Consider the following 23090-nt stretch of genomic DNA (forward strand, 5'->3'; position numbering starts at 1 on the left):
CTCAATTCAACACGCTCAATTGGCCGCGGTCTTTGACTGTGCGGCGGCTTTCTCGACCCAGCTCGGATCGACACCCGCGGAATAATCGGGCAACACGGTCTGAATCGTTCCCTGGCTTTTGAGGAACTGGGCCGTCGCCTCGAGCGATTTGGCGGCGCCGCCGCTCGTACCACCGCCCAGCCAAGTCGACGACGCCTGTTGCGCGAGTGTCGGGAACGCATACAGCGCAAGGCTTGCCGGAACGTCGGATTCCTTCGCGCCGGACTCCTTCGCCACGCCGGCGACTTCGGGCGAACCCACCGCCCACTTCGCCTTCTGGTCGCGGTAGTTCGCGTCGCTCTTGGCCAGCACCTCGACGAATTTGACCACGAACTCGGGGTTGCTCTGAGCGAACTTCTTGTCGACGACAAAGCCGTCGAATGTCGATTGCCCGGTTTGCGCCGCGACCTGCCCCGATGTCGTCAGCACCTTGCCATTGTGCTTGACCTTCGCGAGCACCGGATCCCAGACGTAGGTCGCGTCGATATCGCCGCGATCCCACGCGGCCGCGATTTCAGGCGGACGCAGATTGAGAATCTTCACCGTCGACGGATCGACCCCAGCGGCCTTGAGCGCAACAAGCGTATGAAAATGGGAAGTCGATACGAACGGGACGCCGAGCTTCTTGCCCTTGAGATCAGCGATCGTGTTGATGCCCGAACCATCGCGCGCAACGAGCGCCTCGGCATCGTTGATGTTGTCGAGAATCCAGAACAGCGACAGATTCACACCCTGCGACAGTCCGGCCGCGACCGGGCTCGAGCCCGCTTCGCCCAGTTGAATCGAACCCGACGCGAGGGCGCGGATGACTTCAGCGCCACTGCCCAGCTGGCGATAGACGACTTTATAGCCCGTCGCTTTTTCGACTTCGCCGGTTGCCTGCGCGTAGCGCCAGGGCACCACCATGTCCTGATAGCCGATTACAACTTCGTGGTCCGCGGCCTGAGCCGACACCGGCGCAAGCGCAGCGATGCCGCCCGCGGCGCCGAACGTGCCTGCTGTGATAGCGGGCAGTACGACAGCCAGAAATTTACGAAACACGTTCATCCGAATTCTCCACGAGCAGGCCGGCTCGACCGGCGACGAGCCCGACTATAGAGAATAACGGAACGAAACAAGCCAATGAATTCTGCTTTGCTTAGCGCGTCGGAAAGAATGACGTCATGACACGTCTGCACAAGCGCGCTGCAAGGTCAGGGAAAGGGGCGTGCAAGTCAGAAGCGTGCTGCGACGCGGCGAGAGCGCAAGGCGACGGCTGGTGGCTGTCCGCTCACGTGTCACGCGCGGTAATGGCAGTGGTGGCCGATGTGACGCAGACGATACAGGGTCGTGGGTTACCGCCTTACGACTCACTGTAGGAATGCCGAAAGTTACCTGTTCAGCCTCACCCAAAATCGGAGGACAAAAGATCCCCGAATCGTCTCACCTTAACGACTCGCACAAGACAAACGAATACCAGTGAACGCGCTCGGTTCAAATTCCGAACGCGCTCACTCGCATGCGTGTCGGGGCGAGTTCAGGCAAGGACGCCGCGAACTCAACGCTCGAACGACTGGTGTGTGAAGGGGATCGATAGAAATCGACGCTGTCCGTGTAGTGCGCCCGAAGCTGCCGGGTTTTGTTCCACTCCTTGTTCTGAATCGGTCTGAAACGTCCAACCCGCTGCTTTCACTCAGCAGGGGAGGCGTGATGCGTTTGGCTTGTCTGCCTTGTGACGCGGCCGGCCGTGGCCGCGACCCTGAAAAACTCGCGCCTGTTGCGCAGCGGCTAAGTCGACTTCGCCGATTGCCTTGCCCCTCGCGCAAACTGCGCGGTGGCAGCGATGCGTGATGGCGCCGGACCCGACGCGTGGTCGCAATCAGGACACCTCAATTCGAATACGCCACCATCATTCGACAATTCGGGTTCCCCATCCCCGCAAGCCGGGCATGCGCGAACGATCGGCGCAAATCCGTCAACAAGCGTGCCGAGCACTTCGACCTCGTCGGGGTTCAGGCGACCGCTGCTCGCGAGCGACGCGAGCAGCGCGCCGACCGCCGGAGGAAAGCCGTTTTGCCGATCGGCTAACGCAAGCTCGCGATTCAGTGTCGCAATCTCGTCGGACTGTCGGCTCGACAGTGCTTCAAGCGTATCGATACGGCCCTTGGCGATGCTGAGTTGCTGGATAAAGTCGTACTCGCGCTTGGCGAGATCCCGGCTACCCGATTCGTAAGTCGATGCGAGCCCGCGCAAGGTGTCGAGCTCGAGCAGAAGCGGCTTGACCCGTCGCTCCGCGTTCGCGACAGCGTCCTTGATCTGTTCGGCATACGCTTCCGCGTTGTCCTGAAGCTTGCCGCGTACGGTACTGAGTTCGGACTGGGCAGCCTGCGTTTCAGCGCGTAGACGCGCGACTTCCTGGCGCAGCGTATCGTTGTCGCGGTCGAGCAGGGATTGAAGCGATTGTGAATCGGTGCGACTCGTCGCTGCGGCCTGATGTTCGAAATCGAGCCGGATCGCGAGAGCGCGGCGCTCCGCTTCGGCTGCCGTCAGTGCGGCGCGCGCTTCTCGGGCGGCATCGAGGGCGAGATCGCGCTCGACTTCCGCGCGGCGCACCGCGTCATCCGACGTGGTCCGCGCCGCGGCCAACGCGCGCCGGTCGGTGTCGAGCTGGGTCGCCGCCGCGTCAATCGCTTTTCGGTACAACTCGCCGAGCAACGCGCCGGCGGTATGTTCGAGCTCGGGCGGGATCGCGCCTACGCCAGCGCGCGCCGTCGCGCTCTGGCGCGTCTGCTCCCAGAACGCGTCGATATCTTTCGGGATGTCGCCGGCACTGCCCACGCCCGTGAGCTCGCGCACCGCGGCAACCGACGGCCGTATTGCGTGATCAAAAAACAAACGCTGGCACGCATGCAACGAAAGCTCACGTCGACGCCCGCCGGCCCGCTTGAGGTCGGCAATCTCACGACGTATTGCTTCTTTCGCGTCCGCATTCATACGCGGTCCTCTTTTGTCATTTCGCCTGATACATATTACGTAGCGAAAGATACGTTATCCGTGCTTTGCGCCGCAATGGGCGACTTTGTACAGATTTTGAGAAGCGCTGACCCGTTTGGGCATTCTGACGCTCATTTTGCCGTGAAACAACTGCAAGAAAGTTGGCTAAGTCTTTGTATAAAAAGGCCGCCTGCGAAAACCGGATTTTTTCCCAATGTTTCACGGCGGCCTTTTGTTCTCTCTTTCTGGTCCCCTCTTCGGCTCCTCGCGCCCCCGTCAATCAGAGTTCGCTTTCAGCAAACGCAAGCAGATCCTTGTCGCTGACGTCGCCCCACAGGCGCGTCGCGAGCCAGGCAAAGAAGCCGGTCTGCGCGACCTTCGAATGCAGTCCGTTGCGGCGCAGCGCTGTGGCGATCACACGCGGTGCTTCGGGTTCGTACTCGAGCATCAGTTGATCGCGCTGCTGCGGGTCGACTTCGTTGAAATAGTCCGACGCTTCGCGTGCACGCTTGGCTGCGAAGCGCTCGCGCAGCGTCGGGCCGCGCTCGGCGGCCGGTACGATCTCGTCGGCGGCGCCGGTCGAGGCGGCTGCACCTGCCTGAGCGCCGGCGGCCGCACCGGCCAGCGTCTTGCGCGCAACATCACGCGGCGTGGCGTAACGATTGCGCAGTGCTGACTTGAAATACGCCGCGGGCGAGTCGAGCGGAGGCGCCTTGACGCTGCGCACACGTTCCTCGACCAGCTCCAGGGTCGCGCGCAGCGTCGCGTCGTCGTGCGACACAAAAATCGCCGTGGCTTCCTCTTGCGCGATACCGAGGTGCATCAGACGCTCGATCACGGCCGCGTCGATCAGCGGCGGGGCCGGCAGATCCAGCGCAGGCTGCTCGTTGAGCCGAATGCGGAATTGCAGGTCGACGACCTTGCGCCCCTGCTTGTGCTCGATCAGCTCGACCTCGATATCCGTCACCGCATTGATTTCCGCGATCGACGTTTTGAGCACGTCGCGCTTGAAATACTTGTACTGCGGCAGCCCTTCCGTGACGGGGTTGCCCGACAACGCGCCGTACCACCACTCCCACTTTTCGCGCGAGCTCAGGTGGGAAGGATTGGTCGCGAAGCGACGGCAGATCTCGTACAGCGCCAGGCTCGCGCCGCTACGGAGCATCGTCTGGTAGTAAATCGAGAGCTTCGTGTAAGCGCCCGGACTCATCACGAGGTTCGCCACTTCAGGCGGGAACGCAAAGCCGAACCAGACCCTGCCCCCGCGACGCTTAAGCCCCGCGGAATTGACGATCTTCACGGACGACACGAGACGTTCGCTCGTCCATTGCTTCTCGTCTTCCATGTAGATCCGGATGTCCTGAAGCTCCTGCACGCTTTTTTTGAGAAGCTCGGTATCCTTGCTGTCGTAGGCGGCGTCTCGCGCCAGATCAGTCAGCGGGATCCAGAAGTATTTTTGCGCGACAGGCGTGTCGATCGGCGCGTTCTGCCCCGGCACGCCGAGCTTCTGCGCGTGAAAGACCATCAGGTTGAACGTCTTGCGCGAAAGGAGTGACAGGCGCCCTTCCGACACACGCAGGCCAATGGCTTCGTTGGTTTTTCTGAATTCCAGCGCCGAGCCGCCTGTGGCGAGATCGGAGGCTTGTTTTGGTTTGGCCCGGGCCATTGCCTTAAAGTGAATCGTGAGTTTCACCAATCATGACCGAAAGGTGAACGCCTGACAATCACCCATAAGCTGTTGATTTCATGCCGTTCTTATTTGCGCTCGGAGTTCCCTGAAAACACTCACCCAAAGAAGTTCGTTGCGACAGGGGTTTACGGCGAAGGTGAGGGAAAGTACCCCGGAAACTCTCACCCAAATAATTTTTTTAGGGTGCGTCGCAGAAAATCGACTCGGTTTTGGGCCAAAGTGGGTCAAAAGTGGGGGTCCCCGGACAAGCTCACGTGGCGGTGAAAAGGTCCCTGTATCCACACACTGAGCTCCCCGGCCGATCTCACCGACCTGCGCAAACCATCCTGTGGCGGCTCACCGTATACCCCGCCGGGGCTCACCACCCTACCCGCTGCGTCTCACCTTAGCGGCCGGAAACCCCCGCCAGTATTGGGTTTCAGAGGTCGTTAACGTTTTTAAAGGTTTACAAGTGTTTACTTTTAATTCTCTCAAGCGATGCAGCGAGTTTCCTGAAACATCTCACCATGCTCGAAATTGCATTTGCTTCAGTATGTAAATGCATGATTGAAAAGCGTTTTGCAAGAAGTTGTGGTCCCTGTGGAGCCTCACCTTTGACAAACGTGGCTGTGAGCACGCAGGCCTGATTCGACGACCAAGCCGGTTCGAGGACGCATTCGCTCTTCAGGGACCCGCGAATCGGTAATGCGAGACTGCTGCAGTTCCCTGAATCGGCTCACCAAAGGGCCGAATTTGCGGCGCTATACGCCTTTCCCCGCGCCCGGGATGACTCAAAAGTCCCGTTACGTGCTGCGAGGGGCATGGAGAGGCCTTTCGCAAGCCGAAGGCACCCGTCCGAGGGCAAGATGAGGTTTTTGGGTCCCCGTTGCCACTCACCCAATTGCGTGAGTCCCTGTGTTTTCAAAGACTTAGCAGACGGCCGATTTCCTGGCCAACCTGCGTAGATCACCGCGCACGACGCCGCGGCGTGAGGCGCCGGCGGCGTTTTCGGCGGCGGAATGCGCGGCGGGGCGGCATATCGGCAGCCGGACAGGGCTATTCGCGTGCGCACGGGGCAGTGAAGCGGTCCGGTAAAGGGACGGTGATCGACCGTGAGGATGGTGGTCCCCGATCAAGCTCACCATCGGCTCAAAAGCTCCCTGCATTCCCTCACCCAAGGTGCTTCAGGTCTCCCCTTGTAGGCGCTCACTGCGTCGCTGAGCCGCACAAACATTGCTTGGTGAGGTGCTACAGGGTACTTCGCCGAATGGACGCGCAGATCCCTGATCGATCTCACCTACGTTCAAATCTTCGTGGTGCGGGGACGTTTTCCGGCGAGTCGCGATCCTCGAAGCGCGGCGAGTTTTTTTGTTCGGAAGTTCGAGAAGTGAATGCGCTCGATGGACTCTTGAGCGCTGGGTGCGGACAACCGACTGCTGGCCAGCGACTATCAACCACCAACCACCAACCACCAACCACCAACCGGCAACCGGCAAGCGCCAAGCGATGAGCGATGAGCGATGAGCTCAACTTCTTGTGCTGACTACCGGTCGATGCCGTTCCCGTGGAGTTGAGGCGCCGAGGACGAGGTGCCCTCCCCCGCTCGCAGCGACTCGTGATCTGCACCCTCCGCGAGCCTATGTCGCGCGCCGGGATGAGGTGTGGTCACTATGGCGTTCTCAATGAGGCGCACAGACGCTAGTGAGACTTCTTTGACGAGCTGCGGAATTCGTCCGGCGGACCGTGTCTTCGGAGCGATGGCGAATGTCGCCCGAGACGGTGCCGCATCACGGTAGGCACAAGGAACAGGGAGACGAATGGGGACCAGGGGCTGCGATTGGGGATCGCGATACCGACGTTTCCGGCGAGCGAAGCGCTGCTGACTCGCCGATTCGCTATTGGTGAGGATTTTCAGGGATCTTTCGAGCGGTCGCTCGGTGAACCCTCATTGAACCGGCTGGGAATCTGGTCGCGGCGGTATGCGGCGACCAGATCCGATCAACTCAGGAGAACGGGTCGGTCGGGGAAGCAAAAGCGGGTTTTGGGACCCTGACTGGTTTTGCCAACCTGACCGCCATGACTACACAGGATCGACTTCCGACAGCGTGAATCGACGCTTGAGTTCTTCGACGAGCGCGTCGCGCTCTTTCGAATCGGGCAAATGCACTTCGAATGCGACCTTGCCCGAATCCCATTCCTTAATAAAGCCAACCTGAGCGTTGCCCGATCGAATCTTGTATTGCCGGCTGACTTCCTTCGGTTTGCGGGCCGGCTTCGCCTGGCGTTTCTTCCGCAGGCTTTCGAGCTCGCGGCTGCTGAGGTCTTCATCGACGATACGCTGCATCAGCGTGACCACCTCGTCCTCAGGAGCAGCCTTGGCGTACAGAAAGACCTCGTAACCGACCGCGACACCGAACTTCGCCGGGTGTTCGCGAAGCTTGTCGAGCGCAGTCGGTGGCAACTTGAGCAACGAGAGGGTCTTGTTGACGGTGCCCCACGAGAGTCCGGTCAGCTCGACGAGTGCCTCTTCCGAATCGACTTTTTGTTCGGTCAGCAGGCGTTGCCATGCGAGCGCATTGTCGAGCGACGACTGGGCATTGCGCTCTGCGTTGAGCAAAAAGCTCATGCGGTAGAGCTCGATATCGGATGTGATCGGCTCGATCAGGCATTCGATTTCATTTTTTCCAGCGGCTTGAATTGCGCGTTTTCTATAGTGACCATCGATCAGGATGTAAAACCCTGGTCGACGCCAATCTTCGCAAGCAAGCGCGGGAACGCGTTGGCCATGCGTTGCGATCGACGCCGCGCGCTCTTTGATGACGTCGTGGTTGTAGATCTGGCGCGCGTTGAACGGGTTGTCGACGACACGATCGAGCGGCAACTTAATCAGGGGACGTCCGTCGTGCTTGGTTGCGACCGGTTCTGCGGTGACCGGCGCTTCACTTTCAGCGCTGAAAGTAGTCGACGCACCGCGCCCCGAACCCGCGAAAGCGCCGGCGAGGCCGGACGGAGCGCGCTCCATGGCAGCTTCCGCCGCGGCAAATCGCTTCTCTACCGATGCGGTTTCCGCCTTGAGGGATGCCCGGAGGAGATCCCGCCGATTTTGAGTTTTCGCTGTCATGTCCGGTCCTTATTGGGTGACAAGTTCAAGGACTTCGTCGACGAGTGCGTCGACCTCATTGATTGCGTCTTTTGCACGCGGCACGCGGTGAACGGTGCCGCCAAGCAGTTGGCATTCGCGGTACGCGGAACGCGAACCGAGCCAGGCTTGAAGAAGAGGAACTTCGTCGTCCTCGGCCAGCACGTCGATCGTGTCGCGGGCCAGCGTGGTGTTCTTTTGAACCATGTTCGGCACAAGGCGCGTCTTCAACAGTTCGTTCGTGACTTGCGCTTGCGCTGCGAGTTGCTTGGCCGCGACGACGGCCCACATATCAGCAGGTGCGGGAACAACCGGAATCAGTGCGAGGTCTGCGACGAGCATGGCGCTCGAGGGTGAAGGCGAGTGCACTGCAGGCGGGCAATCGATCACGATGTAGTCGTAGTTCTCGATTTGGTTACGCACTTCGCGATGCATCTTGCCGCCCATCATCGCGAGATTCGACAGCGTGGCAGGGAATGGCGCTTCGTCTGCGGCTTGCGATGCCCAGCGTGTCGCAGTGCCCTGTTCGTCCATATCGATAACCAGGACGCGATTTCCACGCAAACCCAACGTCCCCGCGACTTGCATCGAAACGGTGGTCTTGCCGCACCCACCCTTCTGATTAAAGACAGCAATCACCTTTGCGACCATGCGTTTTCCCCTTATCCACTTTCAGCGCTGAAAGTGCGACCTATTACGTGGCTAGTACTGTATGAGGTCGATGATGAAAAGTCAAAGTTATATAACTTTGGACCTATTTATTCTGTCCTTCATTGTCCGAGATGGCCATTGTGCGGGGGTGATTTGGGCGAGCAATTCGGCCAAAAGAGGGAAAACGCGTTAAACGGCCGCAGGAGCGGCTTTCGCACCCGGGAGTACCAATTGCCCGGATGTGTGTGCACGAGGCCGGCACGGACAATTCTGGCGCGCCGCTTTTTTGGGCACTTCGACCGGTTTTTAGGTGGCCGACGTGGACGCCTGATGGGGTTCGCGCAACGGAGTCGATTTCCGGTTGGTGTAACTACGCTCCAGGTTTCTCGTTCACCCGCCGGTGAAATACGTGCTCAGTGCTCAGTGCTCAGTGCGCAGTGCTCAGTGCTCAGTGCTCAGTGCTCAGTGCTCAGTGCTCAGTGCTCAGTGCTCAGTGCTCAGGACTCAGGACTCAGGACTCAGGACTCAGGACTCAGGACTCAGGACTCAGGACTCAGGACTCAGGACTCAGGACTCAGGACTCAGGACTCAGGACTCAGGACTCAGGACTCAGGACTCAGGACTCAGGACTCAGGACTCAGGACGAATGGCGAATGGCGAATGGCGAATGGCGAATGGCGAATGGCGAATGGCGAATGGCGGGGAAAGCACTCCCCCCAATCGAAGCCACGGGGAGGCACAGCCGAGCGCTGCAAATCAGGACGCAACGCGAGTGTCGGCTGGGTGTTGCCCCCCTGCTCGCATTGCATTGATGCGGGACACCGACTCGAAGCTAGCGCACTTTCAGCGCTGAAAGTGCGTGAGTTCCTCGCGTCCGCAGCGACGTAGCGCGAGTTTGAATGTAGCCAATGTGCTCGCTGCTCATTGGTACCCGCGAAGTATCTATGAGTGCGTGAGCGCGAATGCTATCTGCTCTTCGCACCGCCGCCGTAGCCCGTGCTCTAGGTTGATTGTTTCAAAGGCTCCCGAGCTAGATGAGTCGGTGGAGGTTTGGCACCTATTTATTGATTTCGTACGTGAGGGTGCGTGGCAATGGTTCTCCAGACCAAATCTCTAAACGTTGGTGGTAACCAAGGGCCACGTGCTTGGAAACCAACCTGTGACGAACGCTTTGCTTTCAACCTGACCACAACGCGCACGTATAAAGATATTTAATCGATTTTGTGGCATCGGGGCGCCGCCGACCTAATGCAATACCTATTCCGGGAGTCGATAGATTTGCGGCGACGGACTACCAGTGACGGACTACTAGCGACGGACTACTAGCGACGGATTGCGAAGCCCGTGTGCGAGCTTGACTGGTGACTCGCAATCTTGAGAAGGGGTCTGCCCCGTTCAACCTGTCTCGGAGGGTGATCCGGTAACGAACGGAAATGCCCCGCAATGAGCCGTAATGCCACGGCAGCGCTCTGGGCGACAATTACGTGCGGATACCGGATGGAAGCGTTTCGGCCTGCGACCCGGAGTATAAGGGCACGGCGGCCGGTCACTTTGAAGCCTTCGCGGATGTGAACTGATCGCGAGCACCGACGGTCTGTAGTGAACCGGACGCTTGCACGAGCGTTTCAAACTGGTGGCCACCTCGATTCGGTGTGAAAATAAAAAATACAAAATAAATGAAAATTATCTGACGCGTATAATGCACGGCCTGTTTAGTGACTGATTAAAACGCCGTGCTCGCTTGTTGCTTTATGAAACCTCGGATGGGTCGCCGTTTCCCGATCTGCGCTCGCGCCAGGCGCGCCGCGGGTATCTCGTTCGGACCGGGATGGGGATCGACGCCAATGATTGAAGCGCAGGCAAGGAGCTAGACATGCAACATTTGCTGTCGTCCGCGGGGCACCTGCTGCACTACCTGACGAGCTTGCGCTCGCAGATCGACATGGGCCGGAAGATCCGTGTCGAGACCGAGCACTACACGCTGGAAGGGAAAGCGGCGATCGAACGTGTCTCGCTCGACCTGAAAGCCGAACGGATCACACGGTTCAAGCTCTTTGATTCCGTGATGGGCAACCGCGACGTCGAGGTGAATTACCACGGCAAATAAGTGGCTTGAAGCGCGAGAAAGTCCTTCCGGCCCTCGAGCTCACAGCCGCAATTTCACGCACCCGCCTACTGCAACATCTCCGCAAGACTATCCGGCGCGAGCGCGCGCTCGATCCCGAGCACGACGCCCCCAATCGCACCGGCCAACTCTCCGAGTTGGGAGTTCTCGATCGAGAGACTGCGCGTCGCCAGGGGGAGCGCCCGGCTATAGACGACCGCGCGCACGCCCGCGAGCAAATCGTCGCTGATCCGTGCCATGCGTCCGCCGAGTACGATTGACGCGGGATTGTAGAAATGTACGGCCGTCGCAATCACATCGCCGATCTCAGCTGCAGCGGTTCGAACGAGCCGCACCGTTTCGGGATCGCCGGCCTTGACCAGCCGCGCGAGATCGTCGGCGTTCTGCGCGTCGGTTCTCCCCTCTTGCTGGAGCGTGCGCACCAGCGCGGAGGCTGACGCGACCGCCTCGACACAGCCGATATTTCCGCACCGGCAAATCACGTTCTCGCGTCCGGCCACGCGAATATGTCCGATGTCGCCCGCCGCGCCATCGGCGCCCCGATGCAGGATGCCTTCGCCCGTCACGACGCCGCAGCCGATCCCGGTCGACACCTTGACGAACATCAAGGGCGATTGCGATGGCGGTCGCGTGCGTGCTTCGCCAAGCGCCATCAGGTTCACGTCGTTGTCGACGAGCACGGACGCGTCGATACGCTCCTGCACATACTGCGCAACAGGAAAACCGTCCCAGCCAGGCATGATCGGCGGGCGGATCGGCACGCCGCGATTGAAGTCGACCGGCGCCGGCAGACCCACGACGACCGAACGCACCTTGCGATCGGTCAATCGATGCTTGGTCAGCAGATTGGCCAGCTCCTCGATGATCAGATTCAGCACGTTCTCGGGACTATCGACAAGATTGAGCCCGAACACATGCTCGGCGAGGCGTCGCTGCGCGAGATCCGCGACAACCAGCCTCGCATGCGTTGCGCCGAGGTCCGCGATCAACACGACGCCAGCGCGCGCGTTCAGCGCGAGCCCCGTCGCAGGACGTCCGCGCGCCGCAGGACTCGTCTCCTGCTCCTTGATCAGCCCGACATCGAGCAGCGGCTGCACGTGCTGCGACACCGTTGAGCGCGCCAGTCCGGTGATGCGAGCGAGATCCGCACGGCTCACGCCTGCGGACGACGCGATCAAACGCGCGATCTTGCTATGCGTCTCGAACGGATCCAGCCGAAACGACGCTTCGGACGGTCCGAGACGCGACGGAGGGGAAACGGGCACACGATCACTCATCAACGATCCCGCAAGCAGTGCTGCACGAGCGAACTCTCAACGTCTCGCTCGCACGAGGATTCAACAACGGCCTCAGCCAACAACGAATAGCGACGGAGCGTGACTCCCGGGTCACATGCATCGGCACGATCAGCGACCCGTTCAGTCGAGGGCGATCCGGTCGGCGACCCGATTCATACTCCGATGAAAGTATCGAACGTCGTGACCGACCTCCATATCAGCATACCTTTTCGGCGGATGTTGCGACAACCTGCTTAGCAATCGTCCGATAGCGCCCGTATTTATGTCGGAATTCGAATTAAAAAATACAAAATGGCCGCATTTCGACGGGCTCATATACTGGAACGCAAATAACGAAGGAGACAAACCGAGCGACCCGCCGACACCGGCGCGGCTCTGTCTGTGCGGCGCCTGCATGGCGCCCGCGTGTCTCTGTCCGTTACACATCCGACGAAAAGCTGTCTGTCCTTCGCAAACCCGCGTGGGCCACGGTCTTATCGCGGGCAGTGCCTGATTGGTTTACCGCCTCGCAACACCACCGCCTTCCGGGGCCGATGTGCTTGCGTGGTGTGCATCGCCAACGCCGGGATACACCGGTGCGTCATGTGAACAACAGTCGGCCCCCAAGAAACGGGCCCCTCAGGAGACACGAATGAACGTCAGAAAACTCACCCTCGCGATGATCGGCTCGGCAACCCTTGCGTTGACGCTGGGTGCCGCGATGCCTGCGAACGCCGCGGATGCGGACATCGCCATCGTCCTTAAAACCCTGTCGAACCCGTATTGGGTGTCGATGAAGGACGGCATTCTCTCCGAGGCCAAGAAGCGCGGCGTCACGGTGGATGTCGTGGCCGGCAATAGCGAAGACGACATTCAAGGCCAGCAGCGCCTGGCCGAAGACATGATCAACAAGAACTACAAGGCCATCGGCATTGCGCCGATCTCGCCGGTGAGTCTTGTGCAGGCCGTCGCGAACGCGAACAAGAAAGGCATCTACGTCGTGAACGTCGACGAGAAGATCGACCAAAGCCAGCTCAAGGCGGCCGGCGGTTCGGTCGTGGCGTTTATCGCCACCGACAATCTCGCGCTCGGCAAGAAGGCCGGCGGCTATATCGTGAGCAAGCTCGGCGCATCGGGCGGCAAGGTCGCGATCATCGAAGGCAAGGCCGGCAACGCCAGTGGCGATGCGCGCCGCGATGGCGCAACGGCGGCATTCAAGGCTGCGAAGGGCGTGCAACTCGTGGCAAGCCAGCCTGCTGACTGGGATCGCTCGAAAGCGCTCGACGTGACGACGAACATTCTCCAGCGCAACCCGGACCTCAAGGCGATCTACGCGGCCAATGACACGATGGCGCTCGGCGCGCTGCAAGCGGTCAAGAACGCGGACAAGCTCGGCAAGATCATCGTCGTCGGCACGGACGGCGCGCCGGAAGCGATCGACTCGGTCAAGCATCACGAGCTCACGGCAACCGCCGCGCAGGATTCGGCCGCGATCGGCGCGAAGTCGGTCGACGTGCTGCTTGATGCGCTCAAGACCAAACCTGCGATTTCGCCGGACAACACGCCGACGTTCATCGCGATCGACTCGAATCTCGTCACGCAATAAGCGTCACGCGATGCCTGTCGCGCGACACGTATCGTGCGACAGGCAGCCCGCAACACGAAGCACGTATCAGGCAACAGCCACTCCGCAGGAAAGCAGTCAGCCGTCGTGAACCGGTTCGCATGCGGCGGCATCGAACCGGTCTTTTTCACGCTCGCCGGACATGCAGTTTGAATCCGATCGACTGGCGCTGACGCTCCGTCGATCCGCAACGAATCAGGCAAGACCATGCAAACACTTGTGTCAGTACGGGACATCGTCAAGCGCTTTCCCGGCACGGTCGCGCTGCAGGATGTGAGTTTCGACGTCAAGGCGGGCGAAGTCCACGTGCTGCTCGGCGAGAACGGCGCGGGCAAGTCGACGTTGATGAAGATCCTTGGCGGCATCTACGAGCCGACATCCGGCTCGATCACGCTCGATGGCACCGAATACGAAAAGCTCACCCCGACGCTCTCGGCCGATCACGGCATTCGCGTGATCTTCCAGGAACTCAGCGTCATCGATTACCTGAGCATTGAAGAGAACCTGTTCGTTGGCAAGATTCCGACCACGCGCCGCTTCGGCGTGTCGGTCGTCGATCGAGCCTTGATGAACGCCAAGGCACGCGAAGCGATCGAGCGCGTCGGCCTGCGTCGTTCTCCGCGCACGCTGGTCGGTGACCTCAGCATCTCCGAGAAGCAACAGGTCGAGATCGCCAAGGCGCTCGCAAGCGACGCGCGGTTGATCATCATGGACGAGCCCACCTCATCGCTGACAGACGAGGAAGTCGGCCATCTGTTCAAGGTCATCGGCGAACTCAAGCGCAACGGCGTCGGCATTGTCTATATCTCGCACAAGCTCAAGGAGATTCCGATCGTCGGCGACCGCGTTTCCGTGCTGAAAGACGGCAAATACGTCGGCACCTACGACGCCAAGACCACACCGACCGACAAGCTCGTGTCGTATATGGTCGGCCGCGAGATCGTGCATGGCCGCCCGGACAGCGCGGAAGTCGAGCGCGCGCAGATTGTCTTCTCTGTGCGCAACCTGTCGTCGAAAGACGGTCTCGTGAACGACGTCTCGTTCGATCTGCATCGCGGCGAGATCCTGGGCTTCGCAGGACTGATCGGCTCGGGGCGCAGCGAATTGATGGAGACGATCTTCGGCGTGCGTCCGCGCGCCGCGGGCGAGCTCTTTCTGAACGGCAAGCCCATCGAAATCGAATCACCGTATCAGGCCGTCAAACGCGGCCTGGCCTTTGTGACCGAGGATCGCCGCAACACGGGCTTTTTCCACAACTTCTCGATCGAAGAAAACATTTCGATCGTGCCGTTTCTGCGCGACACACGTCGCGCCCTCTCGCTCGGCCTGATCGACCGCGTGAAGGAAAAGCGCTTTGGCAGCGAATACCGCGAGCGGTTGCGCATCCGGTGCGCATCGACAACGCAGAACATCACCGAGCTGTCGGGCGGCAATCAGCAGAAGGCGATCATCGCCAAATGGCTCGCGGCGGGTTGTGACTTGCTGATCTTCGACGAACCGACGCGCGGCATCGACATCGGTGCGAAGGCGGAGATCTATCAAATCATGCGTGAACTCGCTTCCGCGGGCAGAGGCATTCTGATGGTGTCTTCGGAATTGCCTGAACTGCTTGGCGTGTGCGACCGGATCGTCGTCTACAAGGAAGGCAGCATCGCGTCCATTCTCGACAATCGCGATGCGACAGAGGAAAACATCATGCAGGTGGCCACATCATGAGTGAAGTCAAAGGAAAGACCATGACCCAGTCGAATTCGCAAAGCCCTGCGCCCGGTCCTCGTGGCGCGACGCGCGGCCGGGACTTCAGCGCCCTCTGGCAAACCTATGGAACGTTCGGGATCCTGATCCTGCTGTTCGCGATCTCGAGCGCGGTATCGCCCGAATACTTCCTGACCCGCGAAAACCTGCTCCAGGTGCTGCTGCAAAGCTCGGTGATGGTGCTGCTCGCGTGCGGTGAGTTTTTTACGATCCTGATCGCGGGTATCGATCTCTCGGTCGGCTCCATGCTTGCACTCACGGGCATGATCACCGCCAAGATGATGATGGCGGGCGTCCCGTTCTGGGTCGCGATCCTGATCGGTGGCTTGCTGTGCGGCATCGTGCTCGGAGCGATCAACGGCATGCTGGTCAACCTGACGCAACTGCACCCGTTCATCATCACGCTCGGTATGGCGGCGATTTATCGCGGCGTGACGCTGATCATTTCCGACGCGCGGTCCGTGTTTGGTTTCGATCGCGCGTTCACCGACGTCATCGCCGGACGCATCGTCGGTATTCCGATCCCGATCCTGATAGCGGTCGTCGTCGCGGGAATCCTGTATTTCCTCACCCAATACACGAAGCTCGGCCGCAATATCTACGCGCTTGGCGGCAACGCTCAGGCCGCGTTCTATTCGGGCATCAGCGTCAAGCTGCACACGCTCGTCGTGTTCATTATTTCCGGTGCATGCGCAGGCATCGCCGGTGTTGTGACGACGGCACGCACGGCCGCAGCAGAGCCGAACGCCGGCGTGGGCTTCGAAACGTTTGCAATCGCCTCGGCCATTATCGGCGGCACCAGTTTCTTCGGCGGCCGCGGCCGCGTCACGGGCGTCGTGATCGGTGGCCTCATCATCGGCGTCATCAGCAATATCCTGAACATCATGAATGTTCAGTCGTACTACCAGCAGATTGTCATGGGCGCGCTGATCATCATCGCGGTGACGATCGACAAGCTGTTCACGCGAAAGACGCGCTAAGGCGACGGTCGGACGGACAGCGCCACGCGGCATCAAGCGGTGGCGCCTGCCATCGCCTGGTGTCGCCGGATGCCGGCGCCGAGGCGCGTCGGCAGGCGATAGCGCGCTTGCTCGCGTGTCGCCGTCGACCCTACAACACACACGACAACAAATAACTGGAGCATTCATGACCGCATCCGCTCAACCGCCGCGCCATATCTTTCTCGCACCTGCGCCACGCGCGGTCGCCGACATCTTCGATGACAGCGATCTGGCACGGCTTCGTGCGCTCGGCACGCTGACGATCCATGAAGGCGGGCCGGTGACCGACGCGATATTCGAAGCGAATGCTCACGCCGACATCATGATCGGCCAGTTCGATATGCCGGCCGAGCGCCTCGAGCGCGCAACGCATCTGCGCGCGATCATCAATGTCGAGGGCAATTTCCTGCCGAACATCGACTACCCGGTGTGCTTTCGCAACGGCGTGCGCGTGCTCAATGTGAGTCCGGTGTTTGCCGAGCCCGTCGCTGAAGTGGCGCTCGGCATGGCAATCGATCTCGCACGCGGCATCAGCCGCTCGGACCGCTACTTCCGTCAGCGCACCGAGAAATACGGTCTCGACGCGAATCACGACGCCTTCACGCTGTATCGGCAGAACGTTGGTTTTATCGGCATGGGTGACCTTGGTCGCGCCATCGTGCCCTTGCTCGCGCCGTTCGGCATGCGAGTGCGCGCTTACGATCCGTGGCTGCCACCGATGTGGCTCGAGTCGATCGGGTGCGAGCCGGCGTCGCTCGAGACGGTGTTGCGAGAGTCGCAGGTCGTGTTCGTCGTGGCCGGCGTGACCTCGGAGAATCAGGGCTTTCTGGGCGCCGACGAGTTCTCGATGATGCGTGAGGGCGCCGCACTCGTATTGGTGAGCCGCGCCGGGGTAGTCGACTTCGAAGCAATGATGGATTTCGCCGCAAAGGGTCGCATTCGAGTTGCAACGGATGTGTTTCCCGATGAGCCCGTGCCGGCCGATTTCCGTGCGCGCGATATCGACGGCATGTTGCTCTCGCCGCATCAGGCGGGTGCGCTCGAGCGCGCGTTGCGGGAGATCGGCAAACGCACGGTGGCCGATGCCGAACTCATTGCGAGAGGATTGCCGCCCGCCATGTGCAAGGTCGCGCAACCCGAGACCGTGGCGCGCTTTCGCAGCAAGCCCGTCTCCAAGAGCTAGGGGCGTCGAGCATGCTCGAAGATATTGCGCACTTCTCGGATGTACCGTCTCAGATCGAACCGGAGTCGCCTGTGACACGCGCGCTCGAATGGACGCATTACCTCGACTGGCCGGCCGTGTCGCTGCGCGATGGGGATCTCGAGTTGTTTGTGGTGCCGGCGATCGGTGGTCGCCTGATGGGCATCCGGTATCGCGGTGAGGAACTGAGTTTTGTCAATGCATCGCTGGCCGGGCGGATGCCAGGCGACGATCCGGATGCATGGGCCGACCTCTGTGGCGAATGGGCGTTCCCGCTATGGGGCGGCGGCAAGACGTGGGTCGCGCCGGAATCGCGCTGGCCCGACGGCGTGCCGCATCGCGATCTGGATAGCGGCGCGTACAAAGTGCTCAAGACATGGAGCGATGAACGTTCGATGGGCATCGAACTCGAGAGCCCCATTTGCGAACAAAGCGGCCTGCAGATCTTCAGGCGCATTACGCTCGATGCGGGCACTTCTCGCTGGAGTACCCTGCATCGGCTCACCAATCGCGGATCGATCGCGCGCGAGTGCGGGATCTGGGAGGTTTTGATGCTCAATCGACCTGCACGCGTGGATGTAGCGGTCGATTCAACGGGGTACGCCTTACATGATGTCGTTGCGCAGATTGCCGGCAAAGGTCCCATCGCGGACCTGTGTGACACCGATATCGTGCAGCTGCACGGCGCAGCGCTTCGGGTCGAATGCGATCGTGCGGTGGAATTCAAACTGGGTATCGCGCATGCGACCGGCGAGGTGTGCGTAACGTGGCCGGCATCACCAGGCGCGGGCAATGATTCAGCTTCAGGTGCGAGTGGCAAGGCTCGCCGGTATCGGCGCGAATCGGCTGTCACAGCGGGTGCGGAGTACGCGCACGGCACCGCGATTGAAGTGTTCAACGCGCCAACCCTGCCCTATTTCGAGGTCGAAACCCATGCGCCGCTCGCCCGCCTGAAGGCGGAGCAGAGCGTCGAGTATTTGATCAACGAGTGGGTCGAATAGGCAGTGCGGAACAGGCACTGAGACGTCACTGACACGGCACTGAAACGGCGCTGAAAAGGCACTGAAAAGGCACTGAAAAGGCGCTGAAACGGCAGTGAAAAGGCGCTGATTCGGGCGGCCAGGCGCAAGGTGGGTCGAAGGTGAGATGGAACAGGGAAGTGCGCCGAAAAACACCCCCTGTTTCGCCGCACCGAAACCCTCACACGTGTCGCAATAGCATCGTCTCGAGTTGTTCGCGTGTGGGTAAGCCCTCACAGTCGCCGACATACTGCACGACGCGCGCGCCGATCGCACACGCTCTCTCGACGGCGAGCGCAATCGGCAGCCCGTCCAGCAGCCCGCTGATGATGCCGACCGCAAAGCCGTCACCCGCGCCGACCGTATCGACGACCTGTGCGACGGGGATAGCTTCCACGAGCCCGCTTTCCCATCTCGTCGCGTAGTACGCACCCGTTGCCCCCAGTTTGACGACGACGATCTTCGCCCCGAGATCGAGATAGAACGCCGCGATGTCTTCGGGTGTCGATCGTCCCGTCAGCAACTGCCCCTCGCTGAGCCCTGGCAACACGATATCGCTCGACGCAGCAATCGCATGCAGTGTGTCGATCATCTCGGCCTTTGAGGGCCAGAGGCGCAATCGCAGGTTCGGATCGAACGACACCGTCTTGCCTGCTGCTCGAGCCTCGCGGGCGAGCCGCATCGTGAGTTCGCGCGCACTGTCGGAAATCGCCGGGCTGATGCCCGTCAGATGCAGATGCCTGGCGCCCAGGCACCACGCCGCATCGAAATCCACCACGCTCAGACGGCTGGCCGCCGAACCTCGGCGGAAGTATTCGATCTGCGGATCGCTGCCGTCGTCGTTGCGCGTCTTGAACATCAGCCCGGTCGGAAACGCCGCATCGACCGTGACGTGTGAGCGGTCGATCGATTCGCGATCGAGTGCATCGAGCAGAAAGCGACCGAGTGCGTCGTTGCCCACGCGGCTCAGATAACCAACGCGATGTCCAAGTCGCGCGAGCCCGATGGCGACGTTGAGTTCCGCACCGGCGGTCATGCGCTCGTATTGGGAGCAGGCTTCAAGCGTACCCGTCTCGCGCGCGGCGAACAGCGCCATGGCTTCGCCGCAGGTCACGACATCCAGTGCGGAACTCATGGAGCGACTGTGCTTCCAGCCAGCGCTGCTTTGAGTCGCGATTGCCCGATCGCGAGCCCAAGCGATGCTGCAAGCTCGACGACAGGTGCAAATCGCCGCGTCTTCTTCGCCTCATGGTTGCGTGCGATATCCGAGAGACGATGCACCAGCAGCGGGTTCATAAACCGTTCGCGCAGCGTTGCAAGGTACGCAAGCGCATCGTCGTGCTTGCCGAGCGCGTCGAAGACCGGAATGACTTCATCGCGCCAGAGTGCCTCGAGTTCCGCGCGCAAGTCCTTGTCGTTCATCGCATCGAGCACCGTCTCTTCAGGTGCGCGAGCATCGCGCAGCCAGCGCTCGGCGAGGTACGTATGTCCGAGGTTGAGCAGGAACAGCTTGAGCCGTTCGTAGTGATCTGCGTCATCGGTCAAAACAATCGACTCGTGCGAGCACGGCATCAACATACCCGGCTTGCGCTCGACGGCCCACAACGCGTAAGGCTCGGCAATCGCGCCTGCGGGGTGCAGCGGTTCGGGAACGATCCGGTCGACTAGCGAGTTGACCCACACGCAATGCGTATTCACGTAGTCGACGAACGCGTCGGGCAGCTGCCACTGACGCGCGAGATCGGCCACGATGGCACGCAACGTGTCGCCGTTCTTTTCAACGAGCTCGCACGGAAAAATCGACAGCGGCACATCGGGAATCCGTTGCCACCGCGCGTGAAGCAATACGAGCAGCTTCGCCGGAAAACTGTGCGGCACCTTGTCCTGCGATTCGACAACGCTGGCGTCATCACGCTCATCGAGCAGATAGCCGCGATCCGCGGTGTTCGATACGACGATACGTACCGGGCCGCACATTGCATCGCGCACGCGTGGCCAGTCACGCGTCGCTTGAGCGGCTTCGCGAATGGCGCGGCACTGCAGCGTCGTATCGATGACTGCCCCGCCCTGGATGCCGCGAATCCGCACCGGATAGCCGTCACCACCCGACAGCGCCGCGACGCGCGCCGCGCTATCCGGATTGTCGGTGGTCTGCACGACGGCGATGCCGCCGATCGCGTCCGCGTCGCCGCGCTCGAGGGCTTCCGACACGAAGAGGTCGACGTGCGCCTGCAGAAAGCGGCTCGTGCCGAATTGAAGGATCGGTTGCGTCAGCGCGGTTGCCGCGTGGGGGTTCACTGAAGTCATGAAGTCATCGCTCTGTCTTAAGACGCGCTTAGCACTCGACAATCGCCTTGACCACGCCGGCCGACGGATCGAGCAACGTCGAGAATCCGTTCGGCACGTCAGCGAGCGCAAGACGGTGCGTATTGAGTGCCTTGTCCGGGATCTGGCCCGCGCGCATGGCTTTGACGACCGTGTCGAAGTCCTCGGCGGTCGCATTGCGGCTACCGAGCAGCGTGGCTTCGCGCTTGTGGAATTCCGGGTCGGAAAACGTGATCGTATCGCGCACGACCGACACGAGTACGTATTTGCCGCCATGCGCGATGAACTCGAAGCCGCGTTCCATGGCTTTCGGATTGCCCGTCGCATCGAACACGACATCGAAGAATTCGCCGTCGGTCAGCGCCGACAACTGCGCCTTGTCGTTTTCGCCGATCTGCACCGCGGCGTCGACATTGAGATGCTCGCGGCAGAATGCGAGCCGGTCCGCGCGTGTATCGAGCGCTGTCACATTTGCACCGCGCAGCTTGGCAAACGTAATGGCGGCCATGCCGATCGGGCCCGTGCCGACGACCAGCACGCGTTCTCCCCCGCCGATTTCGCTACGTCGCACGGCATGTGCGCCAATCGCGAGGAATTCGACCATCGCGGCCTGATCGAGCGTAATGCCGTCGGCCTTGTGAACGAACTGCTCGGGGAGCGTCAGGTATTCGGTAAATGCGCCGTCGCGATGAACGCCGAGCACCTGGATATTCACGCAGCAATTGGTCTTGCCGCGCCGGCACGCAATACATTTGCCGCATGACAGGTAAGGCATCACGTAGACATTGTCGCCAGCTTTCAGATGGCTGCCTTCCGGCGCTTCTTCGATCACACCCGACAACTCGTGACCCATCACGCGCGGGTAGGCGAGAAACGGCTGATTGCCGGTAAAGATATGGAGATCGGTCCCACAGACACCGACACGCCTTACGCGCAGCAGCACTTCATTGTCGCCGCGCACAGGGCGGCTTCGTTCGAGCGCGAGCAGCGTGCCCGGGGTTTCGCAAATGACCGTCAGCATGGGAGTTCCTGCGGTTGTCGCCGCGCAGTGTCGCGCAACGGATCAAGAATAGTTCGTAAATCGAGGTATGACCACCAGCGATTGTTCACCGCAGCCCGCCACGTTACGGCGGGCTGCGTGATCCTGCATGAAGCCGCTTCCATACTGCGGCTTCAATCCGGCAACGTCGGTACAGCAACTTCGGTACAGCAACTGCAATACCGCAACTTCGCTTCAGCCTTGTCCAAAGATCAGTACAGCACGTTCTTCGCTTCGGGCTTGTCGATGTTGTCCTTCGTCACGAGCACGACACCGGTGTCGAGGTTCTTCTGCACCGGCTTCTTCTCGATGATGCTCGCCACGGTCTTCACGCCGAGGTAGCCCATCTGATACGAACCTTGCACAGCGGTCGCATCGAGCGTGCCGTCCTTGACGAAGCCCTGAAGGTCGGCGTTGCCGTCAAAGCCGACTGCGATCACCTTGCCTGCCTTGCCCGATTGCGCGAGCGCACGGCCCATGCCGACAGCGGTCGGCTCGTTCGCGCCAAAGATGCCCTTGAGGTCCGGGTTCGACGTGAGCACGTCCGTCGTCTGGTTCAACGCCGTGGCCATCTGCGAGTTCGAGTAGAACGGGCCGACGATCTGCAGCTTCGAGTGCGCAGCGAGGTAGTCCTTGAAGCCGCCGACACGACCGACTTCCGAGCCTGCGCCCGCGACGTACGACATCACGGCGACCTTGCCCGTCGTGCCGACCTTGGCGATCAGCGCCTGCGCGCAAAGCTCACCGGCCTTCTTGTTGTCCGTCGACAGGAACGACTGGTAGTACTGCTTGCCCGAGTCGGCGAGCGCCGAGTCGACGATCACAACGGGGATATGCGCTTCCCAGGCCTTCTTGACGGCCGGCACGAGCGCGTCGGGGTCCGACGGCGCGAGCACGATGCCGGCGACGTGGCGATTGACCGCGTTTTCGACCATGTTCACTTCGTCGGCGATTGCCGATTCCGTGGCCGGTCCCTGGAACGTCATCGTGTAGCCCTTGAGTTCGCCGATTTCGGCGGTCGCGCCCTTCTGGACGTTTTGCCAGTAGTTCGAGCTCGAGGTCTTGACGATCACGGCGATTTCGCCGCCTGCTGCGTGTGCGGCGCCTGCAGCCAGCGCGAGCGATGCAGCGAGAACAGTCAGATTGAATTTACGCATTGTCTCTACTCCTCCGGGTGGATGTGGTCTTGCATGGACTTCTCGGTTTGGACAAACACGTGTCACCGGCGCGCACTCCTGGGTGCAGGAACACGC

The 23090-nt window shown here is 60.9% G+C and carries 16 protein-coding genes; 6 read left to right on the forward strand and 10 right to left on the reverse strand.

What is annotated here, in order from left to right; genetic code table 11:
* Positions 1-15: 15 nt before the first annotated feature.
* From tauA to parA, 5 genes are all read right to left on the reverse strand, one after another.
* Complete coding sequence (tauA, locus tag ACMFWR_RS26710; protein WP_413195392.1) at positions 16-1086, reverse strand: taurine ABC transporter substrate-binding protein; 1071 nt, start codon at positions 1084-1086, stop codon at positions 16-18.
* Positions 1087-1806: 720 nt separating this feature from the next.
* Complete coding sequence (locus ACMFWR_RS26715) at positions 1807-3012, reverse strand: DNA-binding protein (RefSeq protein ID WP_413195393.1); 1206 nt, start codon at positions 3010-3012, stop codon at positions 1807-1809.
* A 280-nt stretch (positions 3013-3292) separates the two neighbouring features.
* Complete coding sequence (locus ACMFWR_RS26720) at positions 3293-4678, reverse strand: replication initiation protein (protein ID WP_413195394.1); 1386 nt, start codon at positions 4676-4678, stop codon at positions 3293-3295.
* Between the two features lie 2083 nt (positions 4679-6761).
* Positions 6762-7802: a ParB/RepB/Spo0J family partition protein gene (locus tag ACMFWR_RS26725; RefSeq protein WP_413195395.1), complete on the reverse strand. Its 1041-nt coding sequence runs from the start codon at positions 7800-7802 to the stop codon at positions 6762-6764.
* Positions 7803-7811: 9 nt separating this feature from the next.
* On the reverse strand, positions 7812-8471 hold the full coding sequence (parA, locus tag ACMFWR_RS26730; RefSeq protein ID WP_413195396.1) for a ParA family partition ATPase: 660 nt from the start codon (positions 8469-8471) through the stop codon (positions 7812-7814).
* Positions 8472-10344: 1873 nt separating this feature from the next.
* Here parA and ACMFWR_RS26735 point away from each other — a divergent pair.
* Entirely contained in the window at positions 10345-10578 is a 234-nt protein-coding gene (locus ACMFWR_RS26735) for a hypothetical protein (RefSeq protein ID WP_413195397.1), read from the forward strand.
* Between the two features lie 65 nt (positions 10579-10643).
* Here the strand turns inward: ACMFWR_RS26735 and ACMFWR_RS26740 are convergent, their stop codons facing one another.
* Positions 10644-11873 carry an ROK family protein gene (locus ACMFWR_RS26740; protein WP_413195398.1) on the reverse strand — a complete coding sequence of 410 codons (1230 nt, stop codon included), beginning with the start codon at positions 11871-11873 and terminating at the stop codon, positions 10644-10646.
* A gap of 652 nt (positions 11874-12525) precedes the next feature.
* Between ACMFWR_RS26740 and alsB the strand changes: the two genes are divergently transcribed.
* The 5 genes from alsB to ACMFWR_RS26765 all read left to right on the forward strand — a co-directional run bounded on the left by alsB (position 12526) and on the right by ACMFWR_RS26765 (position 18455).
* Entirely contained in the window at positions 12526-13479 is a 954-nt protein-coding gene (alsB, locus tag ACMFWR_RS26745) for a D-allose transporter substrate-binding protein (RefSeq protein ID WP_413195399.1), read from the forward strand.
* Between the two features lie 225 nt (positions 13480-13704).
* Positions 13705-15213: a sugar ABC transporter ATP-binding protein gene (locus ACMFWR_RS26750; RefSeq protein ID WP_413195400.1), complete on the forward strand. Its 1509-nt coding sequence runs from the start codon at positions 13705-13707 to the stop codon at positions 15211-15213.
* A 20-nt stretch (positions 15214-15233) separates the two neighbouring features.
* Complete coding sequence (gene alsC, locus ACMFWR_RS26755) at positions 15234-16232, forward strand: D-allose ABC transporter permease (RefSeq protein ID WP_413195401.1); 999 nt, start codon at positions 15234-15236, stop codon at positions 16230-16232.
* A gap of 166 nt (positions 16233-16398) precedes the next feature.
* Positions 16399-17436: a hydroxyacid dehydrogenase gene (locus tag ACMFWR_RS26760; RefSeq protein WP_413195402.1), complete on the forward strand. Its 1038-nt coding sequence runs from the start codon at positions 16399-16401 to the stop codon at positions 17434-17436.
* Between the two features lie 11 nt (positions 17437-17447).
* A complete protein-coding gene (locus ACMFWR_RS26765; protein ID WP_413195403.1) occupies positions 17448-18455 on the forward strand; it encodes a hypothetical protein in 1008 nt (335 codons plus the stop codon).
* Positions 18456-18654: 199 nt separating this feature from the next.
* Here the strand turns inward: ACMFWR_RS26765 and ACMFWR_RS26770 are convergent, their stop codons facing one another.
* From ACMFWR_RS26770 to ACMFWR_RS26785, 4 genes are all read right to left on the reverse strand, one after another.
* Positions 18655-19608 (reverse strand): sugar kinase, encoded by a 954-nt coding sequence (locus ACMFWR_RS26770; RefSeq protein ID WP_413195404.1) that lies wholly within the window; start codon positions 19606-19608, stop codon positions 18655-18657.
* A complete protein-coding gene (locus tag ACMFWR_RS26775; protein ID WP_413197358.1) occupies positions 19605-20747 on the reverse strand; it encodes a mannitol dehydrogenase family protein in 1143 nt (380 codons plus the stop codon). Before ACMFWR_RS26775 ends, ACMFWR_RS26770 begins: the two co-directional genes overlap by 4 nt.
* Positions 20748-20808: 61 nt before the next feature.
* Positions 20809-21819 carry a zinc-binding alcohol dehydrogenase family protein gene (locus ACMFWR_RS26780; RefSeq protein WP_413195405.1) on the reverse strand — a complete coding sequence of 337 codons (1011 nt, stop codon included), beginning with the start codon at positions 21817-21819 and terminating at the stop codon, positions 20809-20811.
* 230 nt (positions 21820-22049) lie between these two features.
* Positions 22050-22994, reverse strand: coding sequence for an ABC transporter substrate-binding protein (locus ACMFWR_RS26785; protein ID WP_413195406.1), 945 nt, complete (start codon positions 22992-22994; stop codon positions 22050-22052).
* Positions 22995-23090: the final 96 nt, after the last annotated feature.

Source organism: Pararobbsia alpina (genome assembly GCF_965118125.1).
GTDB lineage: Bacteria > Pseudomonadota > Gammaproteobacteria > Burkholderiales > Burkholderiaceae > Pararobbsia > Pararobbsia alpina_A.